16 protein-coding genes and 1 pseudogene are annotated in these 18,136 nt (G+C 72.3%); 10 read left to right on the plus strand and 7 right to left on the minus strand.

Going from position 1 to position 18,136, the window contains the following annotated elements; all coding sequences use genetic code 11:
- Window positions 1-112: 112 nt before the first annotated feature.
- Complete coding sequence (locus ACH4E8_RS34570) at window positions 113-1,276, plus strand: CaiB/BaiF CoA transferase family protein (protein ID WP_398455630.1); 1,164 nt, start codon at window positions 113-115, stop codon at window positions 1,274-1,276.
- A gap of 130 nt (window positions 1,277-1,406) precedes the next feature.
- Here the strand turns inward: ACH4E8_RS34570 and ACH4E8_RS34575 are convergent.
- Together ACH4E8_RS34575 and ACH4E8_RS34580 are read right to left on the minus strand one after the other, a co-directional pair.
- Window positions 1,407-1,676, minus strand: a pseudogene (locus ACH4E8_RS34575) (hypothetical protein); the annotation flags it as partial.
- A complete protein-coding gene (locus ACH4E8_RS34580) occupies window positions 1,628-2,794 on the minus strand; it encodes a thiolase family protein (RefSeq protein ID WP_398455631.1) in 1,167 nt (388 codons plus the stop codon). The pseudogene ACH4E8_RS34575 and the gene ACH4E8_RS34580, both read right to left, overlap by 49 nt.
- Window positions 2,795-2,935: 141 nt before the next feature.
- Between ACH4E8_RS34580 and ACH4E8_RS34585 the strand changes: the two genes are divergently transcribed.
- Both ACH4E8_RS34585 and ACH4E8_RS34590 read left to right on the plus strand, forming a co-directional pair.
- Window positions 2,936-3,730, plus strand: a complete 795-nt coding sequence (locus ACH4E8_RS34585) for an SDR family NAD(P)-dependent oxidoreductase (protein WP_398455633.1) — start codon at window positions 2,936-2,938, stop codon at window positions 3,728-3,730.
- Window positions 3,727-4,884, plus strand: coding sequence for an acyl-CoA dehydrogenase family protein (locus ACH4E8_RS34590; protein WP_398455635.1), 1,158 nt, complete (start codon window positions 3,727-3,729; stop codon window positions 4,882-4,884). Before ACH4E8_RS34585 ends, ACH4E8_RS34590 begins: the two co-directional genes overlap by 4 nt.
- A 68-nt stretch (window positions 4,885-4,952) precedes the next feature.
- On the opposite strand, the gene ACH4E8_RS34595 is transcribed toward ACH4E8_RS34590, so the two are convergent.
- The 4 genes from ACH4E8_RS34595 to ACH4E8_RS34610 all read right to left on the minus strand — a co-directional run bounded on the left by ACH4E8_RS34595 (window position 4,953) and on the right by ACH4E8_RS34610 (window position 10,875).
- Window positions 4,953-6,119 carry a thiolase family protein gene (locus ACH4E8_RS34595; RefSeq protein ID WP_398455636.1) on the minus strand — a complete coding sequence of 389 codons (1,167 nt, stop codon included), beginning with the start codon at window positions 6,117-6,119 and terminating at the stop codon, window positions 4,953-4,955.
- A 148-nt stretch (window positions 6,120-6,267) separates the two neighbouring features.
- Window positions 6,268-7,644, minus strand: a complete 1,377-nt coding sequence (locus ACH4E8_RS34600; RefSeq protein WP_398455637.1) for an MFS transporter — start codon at window positions 7,642-7,644, stop codon at window positions 6,268-6,270.
- 406 nt (window positions 7,645-8,050) lie between these two features.
- The gene (locus ACH4E8_RS34605) at window positions 8,051-9,577 is read right to left on the minus strand and encodes a long-chain fatty acid--CoA ligase (RefSeq protein ID WP_398455638.1); all 1,527 of its coding nucleotides are present in this window, start codon (window positions 9,575-9,577) and stop codon (window positions 8,051-8,053) included.
- Between the two features lie 296 nt (window positions 9,578-9,873).
- A complete protein-coding gene (locus ACH4E8_RS34610; RefSeq protein WP_398455640.1) occupies window positions 9,874-10,875 on the minus strand; it encodes an AraC family transcriptional regulator ligand-binding domain-containing protein in 1,002 nt (333 codons plus the stop codon).
- A gap of 186 nt (window positions 10,876-11,061) precedes the next feature.
- On the opposite strand from ACH4E8_RS34610, the gene ACH4E8_RS34615 reads away from it, so the two are divergent.
- From ACH4E8_RS34615 to ACH4E8_RS34645, 7 genes are read left to right on the plus strand one after another with little or no spacing between them, the layout of a single operon-like run.
- Window positions 11,062-11,616 (plus strand): 2,4'-dihydroxyacetophenone dioxygenase family protein, encoded by a 555-nt coding sequence (locus tag ACH4E8_RS34615; RefSeq protein WP_398455642.1) that lies wholly within the window; start codon window positions 11,062-11,064, stop codon window positions 11,614-11,616.
- A gap of 10 nt (window positions 11,617-11,626) precedes the next feature.
- Window positions 11,627-12,391 carry an SDR family NAD(P)-dependent oxidoreductase gene (locus ACH4E8_RS34620; RefSeq protein WP_398455643.1) on the plus strand — a complete coding sequence of 255 codons (765 nt, stop codon included), beginning with the start codon at window positions 11,627-11,629 and terminating at the stop codon, window positions 12,389-12,391.
- Between the two features lie 34 nt (window positions 12,392-12,425).
- Window positions 12,426-13,466: an NAD(P)-dependent alcohol dehydrogenase gene (locus ACH4E8_RS34625; protein ID WP_398455644.1), complete on the plus strand. Its 1,041-nt coding sequence runs from the start codon at window positions 12,426-12,428 to the stop codon at window positions 13,464-13,466.
- Between the two features lie 34 nt (window positions 13,467-13,500).
- Complete coding sequence (locus tag ACH4E8_RS34630) at window positions 13,501-14,715, plus strand: alkyl sulfatase dimerization domain-containing protein (RefSeq protein ID WP_398455645.1); 1,215 nt, start codon at window positions 13,501-13,503, stop codon at window positions 14,713-14,715.
- A complete protein-coding gene (locus tag ACH4E8_RS34635) occupies window positions 14,712-15,587 on the plus strand; it encodes an alpha/beta fold hydrolase (RefSeq protein ID WP_398455646.1) in 876 nt (291 codons plus the stop codon). The genes ACH4E8_RS34630 and ACH4E8_RS34635 overlap by 4 nt, the downstream gene beginning before the upstream one ends.
- A gap of 42 nt (window positions 15,588-15,629) precedes the next feature.
- On the plus strand, window positions 15,630-16,889 hold the full coding sequence (locus tag ACH4E8_RS34640; protein WP_398455648.1) for an alkyl sulfatase dimerization domain-containing protein: 1,260 nt from the start codon (window positions 15,630-15,632) through the stop codon (window positions 16,887-16,889).
- The gene (locus ACH4E8_RS34645) at window positions 16,886-17,008 is read left to right on the plus strand and encodes a hypothetical protein (protein ID WP_398455650.1); all 123 of its coding nucleotides are present in this window, start codon (window positions 16,886-16,888) and stop codon (window positions 17,006-17,008) included. The genes ACH4E8_RS34640 and ACH4E8_RS34645 overlap by 4 nt, the downstream gene beginning before the upstream one ends.
- A gap of 25 nt (window positions 17,009-17,033) precedes the next feature.
- Here ACH4E8_RS34645 and ACH4E8_RS34650 read toward each other — a convergent pair whose 3' ends face one another.
- Window positions 17,034-18,134: an alkene reductase gene (locus ACH4E8_RS34650; RefSeq protein ID WP_398455651.1), complete on the minus strand. Its 1,101-nt coding sequence runs from the start codon at window positions 18,132-18,134 to the stop codon at window positions 17,034-17,036.
- Window positions 18,135-18,136 lie beyond the last annotated feature (2 nt).

Here is an 18,136-nt window from a genome sequence, read left to right on the forward strand (position 1 = left end):
CCCCCCGGGGCCCCGCCCCCCCCCCCCCCGCCCCCCCCCCCCCCCCCCCCCCCCCGGGGGGCCCCCCCCGCGGCCGCTCCCCCGCCCTCCCTCCAGAGAAGGACCCGTCACCATGACCCCCACCCCCGAACCGACCGCGGGCGGCCCGCTCGCGGGCGTCCGGGTCGTCGAGCTCGGCGGCATCGGCCCCGGGCCGTTCGCCGGGATGATCCTCGCCGACCTGGGCGCGGAGGTGATCCGCGTCGATCGGCCCGCCGAACACGGCAGCCCGTCGCGGCATCCGATCCTCCACCGCAGCCGGCGCTCCATGACCGCCGATCTGAAGGACCCCCGGGGCATCGCCGTCGTCCGCAAGCTGATCGACGGCGCCGACGCCCTGATCGAAGGGTTCCGCCCCGGCGTCACCGAGCGGCTCGGCCTCGGCCCCGGGCCCTGTCTGGAGGGCAACCCCCGGCTGGTGTACGGCCGGATGACCGGCTGGGGCCAGGACGGACCGCTCGCCCAGGCCCCCGGCCACGACATCAACTACATCGCCGTCGCAGGGGCGCTGGCCCAGGTCGGCCCGGCCGACGGCGATCCGGTCGTCCCGCTGAACCTCTTCGGCGACATGGGCGGCGGCGGTCTGCTGCTGGCCCTCGGCATCAGCGCCGCCCTGTACTCGGCGCGGGTCACCGGCCGGGGCCAGGTGGTGGACGCGGCCATGACCGACGGCACCGCGATACAACTCGCCCTGCTCCAGGGCCTGCTGCGGACCGGACGCTGGACCGAGGGCCGCGGGAGCAACCTCTTCGACGGCGCCGCGCCCTTCTACCGCACCTACCGCTGCGCGGACGGCCGGCACCTGGCGGTCGGCTGCGTGGAACCGCAGTTCTACGCCGCCACGCTGCGGGTGCTGGGGCTCACCGACGATCCGCTCTTCGCGGAGCAGCACGACCGCGGGGCGTGGCAGGGGATGGCCGCACGGCTCGCGGAGGTGTTCGCGACCCGCCCGCGGGACGCCTGGGCGGCGGACTTCGACGGCACCCAGACGTGCGTGACGCCCGTACTGGACTGGACGGAGGCGGCCCGGCATCCGCACAACGCGAGCCGCGGCACGTACCGGAGCACCCCCGACGGCTTCCCCGAGCCGGGGACCGCGCCCCGCTTCCTGGGCACGCCGTCGGCAGAGCCGCGGCCGGCCGGGCCGACGGGCAGCGACACCGACGAGGTGCTGACGGAGTTCGGGATCGGCGCCGAAGAGTTGGCGGGCCTGCGGGCGGCGGGGGTCGTCGGCTGACGCGGACGGTACGGGGCCGGGGGCCGGGACGCGGTGTGCGTCCCGGCCCCCGGCCCGTTCTCGTTCGCGCCGGAGGTCGGCGGGGCCGGCGGGGCCGGCGGGGCCGGCGGGGGCGCAGCACCGTCTCCTGGACCACGGAGGCGACGAGTTCCCCGTCGCGGGTCCAGAACTCGCCGTGCACCAGGCCCCGGCCGTCGCCCGCGGTGGGGCCGCGCTGGACGGCCAACAGCCGGTCGTCGGCGCGGAACGGCCGGTGGAATTCGGGCCCGGGTCCGGGTACGAGGGCCGGGTGGGCAGGCGGAGTGCGCGGTGCGGGCTGCGCGGTGCGCGGGGCCGTGCGTTCCCGCGGTTTCAGAGGAGTTCGAGGATCGTGGCGTTGGCCATGCCGCCGCCCTCGCACATGGACTGGAGGCCGTAACGGATGCCGTTGTCCCGCATGTGGTGGACCAGGGTGGTCATGATGCGGGCGCCGGAGCCGCCGATGGGGTGGCCGATCGCCATCGCCCCGCCCAGGGGGTTCATCTTCGCGTAGTCAGCGCCGGTCTCCCGCAGCCAGGCGAGGGTGACGGAGGCAAAAGCCTCGTTGATCTCGAAGACGCCGATGTCGTCGATCGACAGACCGGCCTTCTTCAGGGCCTTGGCGGTGGCGGGGATCGGCCCCTTGAGCATGGTCACCGGGTCGGTTCCGGCGAGGACGGCGGTGTGGATGCGGGCCATCGGGCGCCAGCCGCGGGCACGGGCGATCTCGCTGGTGGTGATGAGCAGGGCGCCGGTGCCGTCGGAGACCTGGGAGGCGTTGCCGGCGGTGATCGAACCGCCCTCGCCGAAGGCGGGCTTGAGGGCGGCGAGGGTCTCCGCGGTGGAGCCCCGGCGGATGCCCTCGTCGGTGTCGAAGACGCGTTCCGCGCCGTCCGGCCCGGTGACGGTGACCGGCACTATCTGGGCCTTGAAGCGGCCCTCGTCGACGGCGCGGGCGGCGCGGGCGTGGGAGTCCAGACCGTGCTGGTCCATCTCGGTGCGGGTGATGCCGTACTCGTCGGCGATCAGTTGGGCGCCCATGCCCTGGTTGAAGCGGACGTTGTCGTACCGCTTCCAGACGTCGGGGCCGAAGGGTTCGCCGAAGGTGCCGTCGAGGCGGGTGGTGCCGAGCGGGATCCGGCTCATGACCTCCACGCCGCCGGCCACGGCCACGTCGTACTGTCCCGAGATCACTCCGGCGGCGGCCTGGTGCACGGCCTGCTGCGAGGAGCCGCACTGCCGGTCGACGGTCACGCCGGGCACGGATTCGGGCCAGCCCGCGGCGAGTACGGCGGCGCGGCCGACGCAGCCGGTCTGCATGCCGACCGTACCCGCACAGCCCCAGATCACGTCGTCGACCAGGGCGGGGTCCAGCCCCGTCCGGTCCACCAGCGCGTTCAGCACGCGGGCCGACAGCGAGGCGGAGTGCTGCTGGGCGAGCGAACCGTTCCGCTTGCCGACCGCGGTTCGCACCGCATCGACGACGACTGCGTCACGCATGGGATCTCCTTGCCGGATCTACCGTTGATCGCGAATTTCTCCTCACCCAAGCTAGCTGCTTGTACCTCTTGACACTAGGGACGTTCACATAAAAAGTGAATCTGTCATAACCAACAGAGAGGGTCGATCGGGATGGGAACCATGGACGGCAGGGTCGCGATCGTCTCCGGGTCGGGCCGGGGCATCGGACGGGCGATCGCCCTCAAGCTGGCTTCCGAGGGCGCGTCGGTGGTCGTCAACGACCTGGACGCCGGACCCGCCGCGGAGACGGTCGCGACGATCGAGGCCGCCGGCGGGAAGGCGGCGGTCTGCGTCGGGTCGGTCACCGACGAGGGCTTCGCCGAACGCTTCACCGGCACCGCCGTCGACACCTTCGGCGGCCTCGACATCGTGGTCAACAACGCGGGCTACACCTGGGACACCGTCATCCAGAAGATGACCGACGAGCAGTGGCACACGGTCCTGGACGTCCATCTGACCGCTTCGTTCAAGATCCTGCGCGCGGCCCTGCCGCACTTCCGGGCCAACCCCGTCCCGTACCACCGCAAGGTCGTCAACATCTCATCGACGAGCGGCTACTACGGCAACCTCGGCCAGGCGAACTACGCAGCGGCCAAGGCAGGCATGATCGGTCTGACGAAGACGTTGGCCAAGGAGTGGGGCCGCTACGGGGTCAACGTGAACGCCGTGGCCTTCGGCTTCGTGCTGACCCGGATGACCGAGGTCACGGCCGCCGACAACGCGACGCTCTCCATCGACGGCCGGGACATCAAGGTCGGCCTCAATCCGGAGAAGGCCGCCATGGCCGCGAAGGTCATTCCGCTGGGACGCCCCGGCACCCCCGAGGAGGCCGCGGGCGCCGTCTACGCGCTCTGCCTCCCGGAGACCGACTACGTCTCCGGCCAGTGCCTCGTCGTCGACGGAGCGCGGGTATGAGGCGCACCCTCTACGGCCCCGAGCACGAGGCGTTCCGGGCGACCGTCCGGGCCTTCATCGCCGACAAGGCCGTCCCCCACCTCCACGAGTGGGAGCGGGCCGGGCAGGTCCCCCGCTCGGTCTTCAAGGGCCTGGCGGAGATCGGGGCCCTCGGTTTCGACATCCCCGAGGAGTACGGCGGCACCGGGCCCGCGAGCTACCGCTTCCAGGCGGTCATCCACGAGGAGGTGGCACTGGCCGCCGCCTCCATCGGCCACCACCACGTCAACACCGGCGTGGTGCTGCCCTATCTGCTGCGGCTCGCGAACGAGGAGCAGCGGGGGCGCTGGCTGCCGGGCTGCGCCGCCGGGGACGTCCTGCTGGCCATCGCGATGACCGAGCCGGGCACCGGATCGGACCTGGCGGGGATCAGGACCACGGCCCGGCTGTCGGCGGACGGCGGCCACTACGTGCTCAACGGGGCCAAGACGTTCATCACCGGCGGCGCGGTGGCCGATCTGGTGCTGGTGGTCTGTCGGACCTCGCCCTACGACCCCGGGGACCGCCGGGCCGGGCTGACGATCCTCTGCGTCGAGTCCCGCAGCGAGGGCTTCGCGGTCGGCCGGAAGCTGGAGAAGATCGGCCGGCACAGCATGGACACCGCGGAGCTCTCCTTCAGCGACGTCCGGGTGCCGGTGGCGAACCGGCTCGGGGACGAGGGCCGGGCCTTCGGCTATCTGTCGCAGAACCTGCCACGGGAGCGGCTGTCGATCGGGGTGGCCGGGGTGGCCCAGGCGCGGGCCGCGATCCGGTTCGCCACGGAGTACGTCAAGGAGCGCCGGGTCTTCGGCAGCCGGGTCGCCGACTTCCAGAACACCAAGTTCACCCTGGCGGCCTGCGAGGCGGAGTTCCGGGCGGCCGAGGCCCTGGCCGACCGGGGCGTCGAGTTGGACGACGCCGGTGAGCTGACGGCCGCGGAGGCCGCCCGGATCAAACTCTTCGGTACGGAGGTCGCCGGGCGGGTCGTCGACGCATGCCTCCAGTTGCACGGCGGTTACGGCTACATGACGGAGTATCCGATCGCCCGGCTGTACGCGGACACCCGGGTCTCCCGGATCTACGGGGGCACCAGCGAGGTGATGAAGACGATCATCGCCAAGGACCTGGGACTCTGAAGGACGCGCGAGAGGGGGTGCCACCGGTCCGGTGGCACCCCCTCCGCCGCGCTCCGGGCGGTCGGCCGTCAGAGCAGTTCGACGACGGTGGCGTTGGCCATGCCGCCCGCCTCGCACATGGACTGGAGGCCGTAACGGATCCCGTTGTCCCGCATGTGGTGGACCAGGGTGGTCATCAGCCGGGCGCCGGAGGCCCCGAGGGGATGGCCGATCGCCATCGCCCCGCCCAGGGGGTTCATCCGCGCGCCGTCCGCCCCGGTCTCCGCCAGCCAGGCTGCGGTGACCGGGGCGAACGCCTCGTTGATCTCGAAGGCCCCGATGTCGTCGATCGACAGACCGGCCTTCTTGAGGGCCTTGGCGGTCGCCGGGGCGGGGCCGAGGGCCATCGTGATCGGGTCGGCACCGGTGACGACGGCGGTGTGCACCCGGGCCAACGGCCGCCAGCCGCGGCGCGCGGCGATCTCACTGGTGGTGATCAGGAGCGCCGCGGCACCGTCCGAGATCTGCGAGGAGTTCCCCGCGCTGATCACGCCGTTCTCCTTGAACGGGGTGGCGAGGGCGGCCAGCTTCTCCGGGGTGGATCCGGTACGGATGCCCTCGTCGGCGGTGACCCGCTGCTCGGAGCCGTCGGCGGCACGCGTGACCACGGGTGCGATCTGTGCGTCGAAACGTCCTTCCGCCGTGGCGCGGGCGGCCTTGTCGTGCGATTCCAGGGCGAGTTCGTCGAGCCGGGTGCGACTGAACCCGTACCGTTCGGCGATCAGCTCGGCGCCCAGCCCCTGGTTGAACTCCTCCACGCCGTACCGCTCGCGGACCGCGGGTCCGAAGGGCCTGCCGTACTCGACGGCGTTGCGCGCGGCGCCGATCGGGACCCGGCTCATCGACTCGACGCCCCCGGCGACCACGATGTCGTACTGCCCGGCCACCACCAGACCGGCCGCGAAGTGCACGGCCTGCTGCGAGGAGCCGCAGGCCCGGTCGACGGTCACCCCGGGGATCTCCTCGGGCCAGCCCGCCGCCAGCACCGCGTACCGGCCGACGTTGGATGCCTGTTCGCCGATCTGGCTGACGCACCCCCAGACCACGTCGTCCAGGTCCGCCGGGTCCAGTCCGGCGCGCCGGGTCAGGGCGGTCAACACATGGGCCGAGAGATCCACCGGATGGACGCCGGAGAGCGCTCCGGCGCGTTTGCCGACCGGGGTCCGGACGGCCTCGACGATGACTGCGTCACGCATGGGTGCTCCGACTTCCGAGGGAATCTTTCCTACCCGATATCAGGAATCAATCTCCTGACAGAGTAGGCACCAACAAACCACAAGTGAAGGCTCGCTAACTTTGATACATGTCATGTTCGGGGGCGGTGGACAAGCCGCCCCAGCACGGTCACTCCTTGCCCGGAACCCCATCGGCCGGGGCGGAGGGGGGCTCGGGGGCCTCGGCGGCGGCGATGGCGGCGAGCTTGGCCGCGTCCCGCTCGGGATTGATCATCAGCATTCCGACCAGCCCGCCGACGATCAGCACGACTCCGACCAGGGTGAAGCCGGTGGTGTAGCCGGCGGCCTTGGTGGCGGCGTTCTCGACGATGCCGCCGAGGACCAGCGGCGCCAGGAAGCCGCCCACCCCGTAGACCGCGGTCACGGCCGCCAGGACGACTCCGCGCTGCTTCAGCGGGGCGACATCGCTGATCGCGGCGAACGTGGCGCCGTATCCCGCGGACCCCATGCAGGCGCTGAGCACCAGCAGTGCCATGTGCAGCGGCCCCGCGTCCAGCGGCGCCCAGGCGAGGTGCAGCACCCCGGCGGCGATCACCAGGGAGGACCCCAGGACGCCCCGGGACATCCTGCTGCTCACGCCCCGCCGGGTCAGGGCGGCGGAGACGAAGCCGATGGCGATGACGGCGACCATCCCGCCGAGATAGGGCAGGGCGGTCAGATTGCCCGCGGTCCGGGCCTCGTAGCCGAGCCCCTGCTCCAAATAGGGCTTCAGCCAGGAGATCTTGAGCGAGGTCGAGGCGTAGGCCGCGAAGAACATCACGGAGATGCCGATCACCGAGGCCGTGGTGAGGGCCGCCCGCAGGGGGACCCGGTCCGGCAGCACGTTCCCGGCGGCATGTGCACCGGCGCCGCCCTGGTTCCCCTCCCGACCCACGGCCAGCCAGATGCCGGCCACCACCAGACCTGCCACGGCCAGGGCGACGAAGGCGGCGTTCCAGGAGTGGTCGGTGACGATCCACGTCAGGGTGGGGGCGCCGATCACGGCGCCGACGTTGGCGCCCGCGATGATCACGGAACTGGGGAGCGCCCGCTTCTCCGGCGGGAACCAGGTGTGCGCGATGTACATGGCCAGCGCCGTCGTCGGCCCTTCGGCGAAGCCGAGCACGACGCGCATCGCCACCAGGGTGCCGAAGCCCACCTGCCAGCCCATCGGGAGCAGGCTGAGGGACCAGATCACCATGATGACCAGCAGCAGGATCCACGGCCGCACCCGGGTCATCAGCCAGCCGCCGACGATGCCGCCGACGGCGAAGAGGGCGAAGAAGCTGGCCTGGACGACACCGAACCGGGCCTCGCCGATCCCCAGGTCCTTCATGATCGCGGGTCCGGCGATATTGGTGATGATCTTGTCCGCGTAGTTCATGACGAGTACGAGGACCAGGGCCCAGACGACGAGCCAGCCGCGGCGCTCGGTCGGGCGGCCCGCCGGTGGTACGGCGCCGCCCGGGGAGGCGGGATCGGTGGTGCGGTCCGCATGGATGGTCACGGGGTCTCCCTCGAAGAAGTCGGGAAGGGGGGCGGCGGGCACGACTCACGCGGGTCATTTCCGGCCCTCCACGGGACCGGCGCTCTCACCAGAACGAAAGGGAAGCATCACAAACAAGCCACGACAAGGCTTCTGACAAGGCTTTCTCTGACACACCCACGAATCGTGATGGTTACCAGAGATTCACCTCGGGGGGACGCGAAAGGGCGGGAGGGGTTTCCCCGTCCCGCCCGGCGAGCCCGTTAAGGGCTGTCCCGTAATCCCCGGTGGATCAGCGCGCGGCGTCGGATGCGGTGCATCGCAAGGCGGAGGGTCGTCCTCATACTGGGCGTATTCGGGCGATCCGACAACGCAGCGAGGTGCCGTAGCTGTCGTCGTGCGCCCGCCGGGAATTACGGGACAGCCCTTAGCAGGCCCTTCCGGCTCGGAGTTCGCGTTTGAGGATCTTCCCCGAGCCGGACATCGGCAGCTCTTCGGCGAACTCGACGCTGCGGGGCACCTTGTAACCGGCGATCAGCTTCCGTACGTGCGCCCTCAGGTCGTCCTCGGTCGCCGCCGCCCCGGGCCTGAGCACGACCACGGCGTGCACGCGTTCGCCCCAGTGCTCGTCCGGCAGTCCGATGACGGCGCACGAGGCCACGGCGGGGTGGGCGGCCAAGGCGTTCTCCACCTCGCCGGAGTACACGTTCTCGCCACCGGTGATGATCATGTCCTTGATGCGGTCGGCGATGAAGACGTAGCCGTCGTCGTCCATGAAGGCGCCGTCGCCGGTGTGCATCCAGCCGTCGCGCAGCACGGCGGCGGTCTCCTCCGGCCGGTTCCAGTAGCCCGGCATGAGGTGGTCGCCCCGGCAGACGACCTCCCCGACCTCGCCGCGCCGGGCCTCGGTGCCGTCGGGGCGGACGATCCGCACCTCGCAGTGGGCGAGCGGACGGCCCGCCGAGCGCAGCAGCGCCCCGCCGGCCCGGTGCTCCTCGCCGCCCAGGAGGGTGATCATGGCGGTCTCCGTCATGCCGTACCCCTGGAAGAACTCCGCTTCCGGGAAGACCTCCATGGCACGCCGCAGCACCGATTCGGAGATCGCGGAGGCGCCGTAGCTCACCCGCCGTACCGAGGTCAGGTCGTACTCCCCCACGTCGGGGTGGTCGATCAGCATCTGGAGCATGGTCGGCACCAGGGGGAGGCTGGTGATCCGGTGCTCCTCCAGGGCCCGGAGCACGCCTTCGGCGCTGAAGCCGGGGAGGAAGACGAAGGAGCCGCCGATGCTGTTCTGCCCCGACCAGCCGGCCAGCGCCGCGATGTGGAACATGGGCGCCGCGACCAGCATTCGGCCGCCCGGCACCGAGGTGGAGGCCGAGGCGAGGGTGCCGAGGGCGGAGGTGAGCAGGGAGCGGTGGCTGACCATGACCCCCTTGGGCGCTCCCGTGGTGCCTCCGGTGTAGACGAGGGCGGCGAGCCGGTCGCCGCCGGCCCTGATGTCCTCGACCGGACCGGATTCCGCGATCAGTTCCTCGTAGTCCCGGGTGCCGGGGGGACCGGCCGCCTCGCCGCAGTAGACGACGGCCCGGAGTTCCGGGCAGCCCGCGCGGAGTTGCGGCAGGAGGTCGAGGAAGGGCTCGTCCACCAGCAGCACCCCGGCGCCCGAGTCGTTCAGCGCCGCGATGATCTCGGCCGGGCTCCAGCGGAGGTTGACGGGGGTGACGGCGGCCGCGATCCACCAGGAGGCGTAGAAGGTCTCGTGGTAGCGGTCGGAGTTCCCGGCCAGGATCGCCACCCGGTCGCCCTCGGCGACACCGAGCCCGCGCAGCCCGCCCGCGAGCCGGGCGACCCGGTCCCGCACCTCCCGTACCGACCTGCGGCGCTCCCGGCAGATCGTCATGGTCTCGTCCGGCGTGCGCTGTACGGCACGGTGCAGGGACTGGGTCAGATACATGGCGGACACCCATCCTGGAGGAAGGCGGAAACGGGAGGCGGCGAAGGGGAGGGCACGCGGGCGGGCCGGGGCCGTCCGGGCATGCGCCGGTCACCCCACTGCCACAGCGACGTCGGTGACGGAATGTGTAATTCACTTTCGCCGACCTCGACACCTCGGTCAATAGCCGTGAGGTGGTCTGATACTGGGCAGCTCACCCCACTCATGGGATACCAACTATTCACTTCCTGGCTCCACGGGCCGGGTGTCCCGGGCCGGGGGACGGTATCGGCGGGCCGGTCGAACGGGCCCGGACGTCAGCGGCGGACCCGCCGGTGAAGCGTCCCCGACACCCCGAACCAGCGGTGGCAGGAGCGGGTGAGAACGCTCTGCTCGCTGTAGCCGAGCAGCCCCGCGAGCCGCCCCATCGGCATGTCCGTATCGCGCAGCCAGCGCTCCGCCTCCTCGCGCCGGACGTCGTCGACGAGCGCGGCGAAGGTGGTCCCCTCGGCCGCGAGCCGTCGCTGGAGGGTGCGCGGATGGAGACAGAGGTGCCCGGCGATCAGATCGCGGTCGAGATTGCCGGCGGGCAACAGTCGGCGCACCAGGGTGCGCACCGGCCCGGAGACCCTGCCGCCGGTGAAATCGCCGGTCAGGGAGGTCAGGTACTGCTGGACCACCTCGTGCACCGCACTGTCCGAACGAAGCGGCCGGGCGAGGTCGTCGGCCCTGAGCAGGAAGCCGGCGTACGGCTCCGCGAACCGCACCGGGCAGGTGAAGTAGCTGCGGTACTCCTCTTCCGGGGCCAGGGCGTCGTGCGGCAGATGAACCGAGAGCGGGACGAAGTCGGGGCCGATGACCATCCGGAACGCCCGGACCGTGGCAGCGACGGACAGTTCGGTGATCTGTCGGTGCGCGGGCAGCCCGGGGACGGCGATCTCGAACCTCAGCCGGACGTGGCCGGTGCCGGGGATCCGGTCGATGGGGACGACGATCGCCGGGCTGTACAGGGCCAGATAGCGGTGGACGGCGCGGAACGCCTGTCCGGTGGTCGGCGCGGTACGGGCGGCGGCGGCCAGCGGTCCGAGGATGTCCAGCCCCTGGCGGAGCGCGAGGCGGCGGCCGAAGTCGGGGGCGCCGGTGGTGACGGCCGCCGCCTCCACCGCGGTGACCACGCTCCGGTAGCGGACGAACCGGTCGTGGTGGCCGGCGGCTGCCGCGGGGATCCCGGCCGCGGCGAGCAGCGGCCCCGGGTCCGCGCCCAGTGCCGTGACCAGTTCGGAGTAGCCCTGAAGGGACGTGCCACGGATCAGCGACATGTCCCCAAAAGTCAAACAGTTGTCTCCTGATGTCAAGTCCGTGTCCCTGATCAGCGGAGACGATGACGGAGTCTTCGCGTCCGGCGGACGGTCCGCACGAACACCGCCGCCGACGCCGCCCGCACGACCGCCGGCGGACCCGTCCCGGCCGGACCGCCGGGCACCGCCGGCAAGAAGGGACCGCCCGTGCCCACCCATCCGTCCCCCGCGATCGCCGCGACCACCAGCGGCTCCCGGCTCCCGCTCGTCGCACTGCCGCAGAACGATCTCCTGACGGTCAACGGCGACGAACTGCCGCCGGTCAAGGACTCCCTCGGCCCCGGGGTGGACGTCAAGGTGCTGCGGCTCGACCTGGAAAGCGGCACCTGGGTGCTGCTCGCCACCGTCCCGCCCGGTTTCTCCTTCCCGATCCACTACCACACCGGCCCGGCGGAGGTGCTGACCCTCAAGGGCCGCTGGCTGTACCGGGAGTACCCGGACGACCCGCAGACAGCGGGGTCGTACCTCTACGAACCCGGCGGCTCGGTGCACACCTTCTACACCCCCGACGACAACACGGAGGACACCGTGATGTTCATCCGGGTCGCCGGAGCCAACGTCAACTTCACCGAGGAGGGGGCGTTCCACTCCATCGTCGACGCGGTCTCCATCCAGTACCTCGTCGACCGGTCGGTCCGGGACGGCATCCGCGGCATCCGGTACATCAACGGCTCGGCCACCGTCGTGGCCGGCGACAGCTAGGGGATCTCCCGTGTCCACCTCCCTGACCGGCGAGTTCGTCGGCCGTACCGCCTTCGTCACCGGTGGCGCCTCCGGGATCGGCCGGGCCGTCTGCCGGCGGCTCGCCGCGGGCGGTGCGGCGGTGGTCGTCGCCGACCGCGACGGCCGGGCCGCCGCCGAAGCCGCCGCCGAACTGACGGCGGGCGGCGCCCGCGCGCTCGCGGTGTCCTGCGACGTCACCGACCCCGACGCGGTCGCCGCGGCGGTCGCCGCCGGTGTGGAGCGCTTCGGCGGGCTGCACCTCGCCGTCAACAACGCGGGCATCACCGGCAACCGGGGCCTGGTCGGCGAGCTGACGGCCGAGGAGTGGCACCGGGTGGTCTCCGTCAACCTCGACGGGGTGTTCCACTCGATGCGGTACGAGATCCCCGCCCTGCTCGCCGCGGGCGGCGGCGCCGTCGTCAACGTCGCGTCGGTCGCCGGTGCGGTCGGCCTGGCGTCGGGCTCGGCGTACACCGCGGCCAAGCACGGTGTGGTGGGCCTGACCCGGTCCGCCGCGCTGGAGTACGCGTCCCGCGGCATCCGGGTCAACGCCGTCGGCCCCGGCTTCGTCGACACCCCACTGCTGGCCTTCGCCGACGAACGGCAGCGCGCCTATCTGACGTCGCTGCATCCCGCGGGCCGGCTCGGCACCGCGGAGGACGTCGCCGAACTGACGGCGTTCCTGCTGTCGGACCGGGCGGACTTCATCACCGGCAGCCATCAACTCGTCGACGGCGGCTACACCGCCCGCTGAACGGGCGGGCCGCACCCCAGCAAGGAGCACCGCCATGAAGGCGTTCCAGTACCACACCCCCGGGCAACCCCCGTCGGTGACGACCGTGCCCGATCCCGAACCCGGCCCCGGGCAGGTGGTCGTGAAGGTCGAGGCGGCCGGAGTCTGCCACTCGGACGAGGTCATCATGGGCCTGCCGGCCGACCGGCTCTGGTTCCCGCTGCCCCTGACCCTCGGCCACGAGGCGGCGGGCACCGTCGCCGCGCTCGGGCCGGGCGTCGAGGGAGTGCGCACGGGTGACGCGGTCGCCGTCTACGGAGCATGGGGCTGCGGTGTCTGCCGGGCCTGTGCGCTGGGCCGGGAGAACTACTGCCCGCACACCGAGCGGCTGGGGATCCACTCCCCCGGGCTCGGCGCGCCCGGCGCGATCGCCGAGTACCTCCTGGTCGACTCCGCCCGGCATCTGGTGCCGCTGGACGGCCTCGCCCCGGTGCGGGCGGTGCCTCTCACGGATGCCGGCCTCACCCCGTACCACGCCGTCAAAAGGGTCCTGCACCGGCTGGTTCCGGGCAGTACGGCGGTGGTCATCGGCGTCGGGGGCCTCGGGCACCTCGGGGTGCAGATCCTGCGCACGCTCAGCGCGGCCACGGTCGTCGCGCTGGACGTCGCCGAGGAGAAGCTGGCGCTCGCCCGCGCCTGCGGGGCGCACCGCACCCTGCTCTCCGACCAGCGGGCGGCCGACGGGATCCGGGAGCTGACGGACGGTCTGGGCGCCGAGGTGGTGCTGGACTTCGTCGCGAACGACGCCACGCTGAGGACCGCTGCGAAGGCGGTCGCGAAGGAGGGCGAGATCGCCGTCGTGGGTCTCGGCGGCGGACGGCTCGGGCTGGCGGCCGGGCGGGTTCCCTACGGCGTCACCGCGTCCGTCCCGTACTGGGGCACCCGCCCGGAGCTGGCCGAGGTGCTCGCGCTGGGCCGGGTCGGCGAGTTGGACGTGCACATCGAGACGTACGGCATCGACGAGGCGCCCCTCGCCTACGAGCGCCTGCACGCCGGGAAGATCACCGGCCGCGCCGTGGTCCTGCCCGGCGCCTGAACCGCCCTCCCCCTTCTGCTCCGAGGAGTCACCCGTGCCCACCGCACCCTTGTACCTGGAGACCACGCTGGAGACCGTCGCACCCGGGATCCACGTCATCGGCGGCCAGGGCCGGTCCCTCGCCGTGGAGACCGACGGCGGAGTGCTGCTGGTCGACACCGGCGCGACCCCCGAGATGGCGGCCCGGATGCGGGCCGCGCTGCGGGAGGTGACGGACGCGCCGGTGCGGTGGATCGTCTACAGCCACGGCCACCTCGGCTACAACTACGGCGCCCGGTACTGGCTGGACGCGGCCGCGGAGGCCGGCGAACCCCGCCCGGTGATCGTCGCCCAGGAGAACCTGGTCCGCCGCTACCGCCGCTACCAGGAGACGGCCGGGCTCCAGAACCACTTCAACACCCTCCAGTTCCGCGGTGGCGCGGACATGACGTTCGACGACCTGCCCCCGCTGACGTTCCCCGACCTCACCTACTCCCACGCGTACACGGTGCACGCCGGCTCCGGGCGCGCGGTGCAACTCATCTGGGCACCCTCGGAGACCGACGACACGACGGCCGTCTGGCTCCCGGAGGAGAAGGTGCTGTACGGCAGCGCCGCCCTGATCGCCGCCCTGCCGAACGTGGGCACCCCGCTGCGGACCCTGCGCGACCCGGTCCGCTGGGCCGACACCCTCGACCGGCTGCTGGCACTCGGGCCCGAGGTCGTCGTCCCGGAGTTCGGCCGCACCACCCGCGACCCGGAGCTGATCCGCCGCTGGCTGGGCGGTGCGGCGCAGGCCCTGCGGTGGCTGCGCCGCGAGGTGGTTCAGCGGATGAACCGCGGAATGACGGTGGGCGCGATCCTCCACGACATCGACTACCCCGAGGACATGTTCTCGCCCTGGTGGATGCGGGAGACGTACGGCCACCGGGACTACCTGGTCCGCGACATCTACCGCTCGGAGAACGGCTGGTGGGAGGAGCGCAACCCGACCGCACTCCACCCCGCCCACCCCGACGCCGCAGCAACCGCGATCGCCGACGCCATCACCGACAAACAAGCCGTCCTCGACCACGCCACCCAACTCCACGACCAAGGCCACACCCAAGAAGCCCTCCACGTCATCGACCTCCTCGCCCTCGCCCCCGCCGACCACCCCCACCACACCGCCGCCCGCACCCTCAAACGCCACCTCTGCGCCGCCCTCGCCACCCGCAACCCCAGTTACGTCTCCCAGAGCATCTATCTGGCGGCGGCGGAGGGCGAGTGACGTACCACCGCAAGCCCGAGGAGTCCCCGATGAAGCCGTCCCCCTTCGTTTCCGCGGTCCGCGGGCTGGAGTTCACCGGTCTGGCCGCCGGACCGGCCGACGGCCCGCCCGTACTGCTGCTGCACGGTTTCCCCCAGTTCGCCGACTGCTGGCTGCCCCTGATGGACGGTCTGGCAGCGGCCGGATACCGCGCCGCCGCCTTCGACCAGCGCGGCTACGCGGACGGCGCCCGCCCCCGCGAACCGTCCGCCTACGCCACCGAGGAGCTGGTTTCGGACGCCCTCGCCGTCGGGGCGGACGTCTTCGGCGGCCGTCCGTTCCACCTCGTCGGCCACGACTGGGGCGGCGGGCTCGCCTGGCAGGCGGCGGGCTCCGCGCCGGACCGGCTGCGCACCCTCACCCTGCTCTCCACCCCGCATCCCTCGGCCTTCGCCGCGGCCCTCGCCGATCCCAAGAGCGACCAGCGGGAACGCTCCCGCTACATCGGCTACTTCCGCAGTCCCGGGCAGCGGGCCGAGCAGGGGCTGCTGAAGAACGGGGCGGCCGGCCTGTACGGGGTGTACGAGGACCTGGGCGCCGAACGGGCCGCGCCCGCCGTCCGGCGGCTGGCGGCGAACGACGGCGCCGCGCTGACCGGCGGCCTCACCTGGTACCGGTCGGCGAGCCTCCTCCTGGACCCGGGCCCGGTCACGCTGCCCACCCTCTACATCTGGGGCGAGCGGGACCCGGCGCTCGGCCGGGACGCCGCCGAGTCCACGGGACGGCACGTCGAAGGCCCGTACCGCTTCACCGAACTCTCCGGCGCGGGCCACTGGCTGCCCGAGCTGGAAACCGACCGGGTGCTGCCGGAACTCCTGACCCACCTCGTCTGAAACCCCGCTCCCGTACCGCGCTCTGTTAGAGGAGTAGCCGCTGTGAAGGCCACCAAGGCAACCGACACCGACATCCCCCTCGCCCATGACATCGAGGTGGAGGACGTCGCCCCCGGCGTGTTCACCATCGGCGGCGCGGGGCGTTCCCTCGTCGTGGAGACCCCCGACGGGCTGCTCCTGGTCGACGCGGGCGCGACGCGCCCCATGGTCCAGGAGATGCAGCGCACCCTTCGGGCCCGGACCGGCGCCCCGGTCCGGTGGATCGTCTACAGCCACGGCCACCTCGGCTACAACTACGGTGTCGGACTCTGGTTGAAGGAGGCGGAGCAGCTCGGCCACCCGCGTCCGGTGATCGTCGCCCACGAGAACCTGGTCCGCCGCTACCGCCGCTACGCGGAGACCACCGGCCTCCAGAACCACATCAACGCCCTCCAGTTCCGGGGCGCCGTCCCGACGCTGGAACGGCTCCCGCTGACGTACCCGGACCTCACCTACACCGGCTCGTACACCGTCCACGCCGGACCGGACCGCACGGTCCAACTGCTCTGGGCACCTTCGGAGACGGACGACGCGACGGCCGTCTGGCTGCCGGAGGAGAAGGTGCTGTACGGCGGGGCGGCCGTGATCGACGCGATCCCGAACGTGGGCACCCCGCTGCGGACCCTGCGCGACCCGGTCCGCTGGGCCGACACCCTCGACCGGCTGGCGGCCCTGGGCGCACAGGTCCTGGTGCCGGAGTTCGGGCCGGTCGCGCGAGGCCGGGAGGCGGTCGACGCCTGGCTGAGGGAACCAGCGGCCGTGCTGCGGTGGCTGCGCCGGGAGGTGGTGGAGCGGATGAACCGCGGAATGACGGTGGGCGCGATCCTCCACGACATCGACTACCCGGACGGCATGTTCGACAAGCCGTGGCTGAAGGAGACGTACGGCCACCGGGACTACCTGGTCCGCGACGTCTACCGCTCGGAGAACGGCTGGTGGGAGGAGCGCAACCCGACAAGCCTCCACCCCGCCCACCCCGACGCCGCAGCAACCGCGATCGCCGACGCCATCACCGACAAACAAGCCGTCCTCGACCACGCCACCCAACTCCACGACCAAGGCCACACCCAAGAAGCCCTCCACGTCATCGACCTCCTCGCCCTCGCCCCCGCCGACCACCCCCACCACACCGCCGCCCGCACCCTCAAACGCCACCTCTGCGCCGCCCTCGCCGAGCAGAGCACCAGCTACATCTCCCAGAGCATCTACGCCAACGCGGCCCGGCGGTCCGGGCCCGCGGAGACCGGGGTGCCCAAGTTGTGAGCACCCACCCCATCGGCCGCCCGGGTGAGGCGCAGGAGACCGCCCACGCCACGCTGTTCCTCATCGAGAACACCTTCGCCACCGGCATCACACTGGACGTCGACGGCGGGAAGCGCTGATCCGTGCCCGTCCGGCGGGGCCTGGTCACCGCGCGCCGCGCCCGCCCGGCTTCGACTCTCCGCCCAGGGCCGGATAGTCGGTGTACCCATCCGCTCCGCCGCCGTAGAAGCCGTCGGGGCGGGCTTCGTTGAGTGCGGCGCCGATCCGGCAGCGGTGGACCAGGTCCGGGTTGGCGAGGTAGTCGCGGCCGAAGGAGACCAGGTCCGCGCCGCGGGCGAGGGCTCCGACGGCGGCGTCCTCCTTGCCCGTTTCCAGGGGCGCGGGGGTGACGACCAGGGCCGTCGGCCACAGTTCGCGGATCTCGGCGTCGAGGCCGGTGCCGGTCTCGCCGTGGTGGAGGTAGGCGAGGCCGAGCGGCGCGAGGTCGCGGACGAGGGTGGTGTACGTGGTGTGGGGGTCGGTTTCGGTGAGGTCTCCGTAGGGGTTCGCGGGCGAGATCCGCAGGGCGGTGCGGTGGGGGCCGATGGTGGTGGCGACGGCGCGGGCGATCTCGGTGGTGAGACGGGTGCGTCCAGCGGTGTCGCCGCCCCAGCGGTCGGTGCGGGTGTTGGCGTTGTCGGCGAGGAACTGGTGGAGGAGGTAGCCGTTGGCGGCGTGGATCTCGACGCCGTCGAGTCCGGCGGCGACCGCGCGGCAGGCCGCGTTCACGAAGTCGAAGACCAGGGCGGTGATCTCGGGCTCGGTGAGGGCGCGGGGGACCACCGCCGGGACCCGACCCGAGGGGGTGAAGACCTCGGTGCGGGCCGCGACGGCGGAGGGGGCGACGGGGTGGGTGCCGGCGGGGAGGAAGTCCGGGTGGGCGAGGCGTCCGGCGTGCATGAGCTGGAGGAAGACGCGTCCGCCCACGGCATGGACGGCGTCGGCGACGGCCGCCCAGCCGTCCTGGTGGGCGGCGGTGAACAATCCCGGCGCGTTCGGGCCGATCGGGCCGAGGGGGGTGGGGTGGGTCCCCTCGGCGACGATCAGACCCGCCGTGGCGCGCTGGCCGTAGTACTCGGCCATCAACGCGCTCGGAGTGCCGTCCTCGTGGGCCCGGGCACGGGTCATGGGCGCCATCACCATGCGGTTGGCGAGCGTGAGTGCGCCGAGGCGGACGGGTTGGAAGAGGGCGGCGGGGGCGGACATGG

The organism is Streptomyces sp. NPDC017979 (assembly GCF_044328175.1).
In the GTDB taxonomy this organism is placed as follows: domain Bacteria; phylum Actinomycetota; class Actinomycetes; order Streptomycetales; family Streptomycetaceae; genus Streptomyces.

Bases quoted from the DNA above. Each gene is read 5' to 3' on its own strand.
- ACH4E8_RS34570 (WP_398455630.1), top strand. From the start codon at position 113: ATGACCCCCACCCCCGAACCGACCGCGGGCGGCCCGCTCGCGGGCGTC.
- ACH4E8_RS34590 (WP_398455635.1), top strand. From the start codon at position 3,727: ATGAGGCGCACCCTCTACGGCCCCGAGCACGAGGCGTTCCGGGCGACC.
- ACH4E8_RS34585 (WP_398455633.1), top strand. From the start codon at position 2,936: ATGGACGGCAGGGTCGCGATCGTCTCCGGGTCGGGCCGGGGCATCGGA.
- ACH4E8_RS34650 (WP_398455651.1), bottom strand. From the start codon at position 18,134: ATGTCCGCCCCCGCCGCCCTCTTCCAACCCGTCCGCCTCGGCGCACTC.
- ACH4E8_RS34595 (WP_398455636.1), bottom strand. From the start codon at position 6,119: ATGCGTGACGCAGTCATCGTCGAGGCCGTCCGGACCCCGGTCGGCAAA.
- ACH4E8_RS34580 (WP_398455631.1), bottom strand. From the start codon at position 2,794: ATGCGTGACGCAGTCGTCGTCGATGCGGTGCGAACCGCGGTCGGCAAG.
- ACH4E8_RS34610 (WP_398455640.1), bottom strand. From the start codon at position 10,875: ATGTCGCTGATCCGTGGCACGTCCCTTCAGGGCTACTCCGAACTGGTC.
- ACH4E8_RS34605 (WP_398455638.1), bottom strand. From the start codon at position 9,577: ATGTATCTGACCCAGTCCCTGCACCGTGCCGTACAGCGCACGCCGGAC.
- ACH4E8_RS34625 (WP_398455644.1), top strand. From the start codon at position 12,426: ATGAAGGCGTTCCAGTACCACACCCCCGGGCAACCCCCGTCGGTGACG.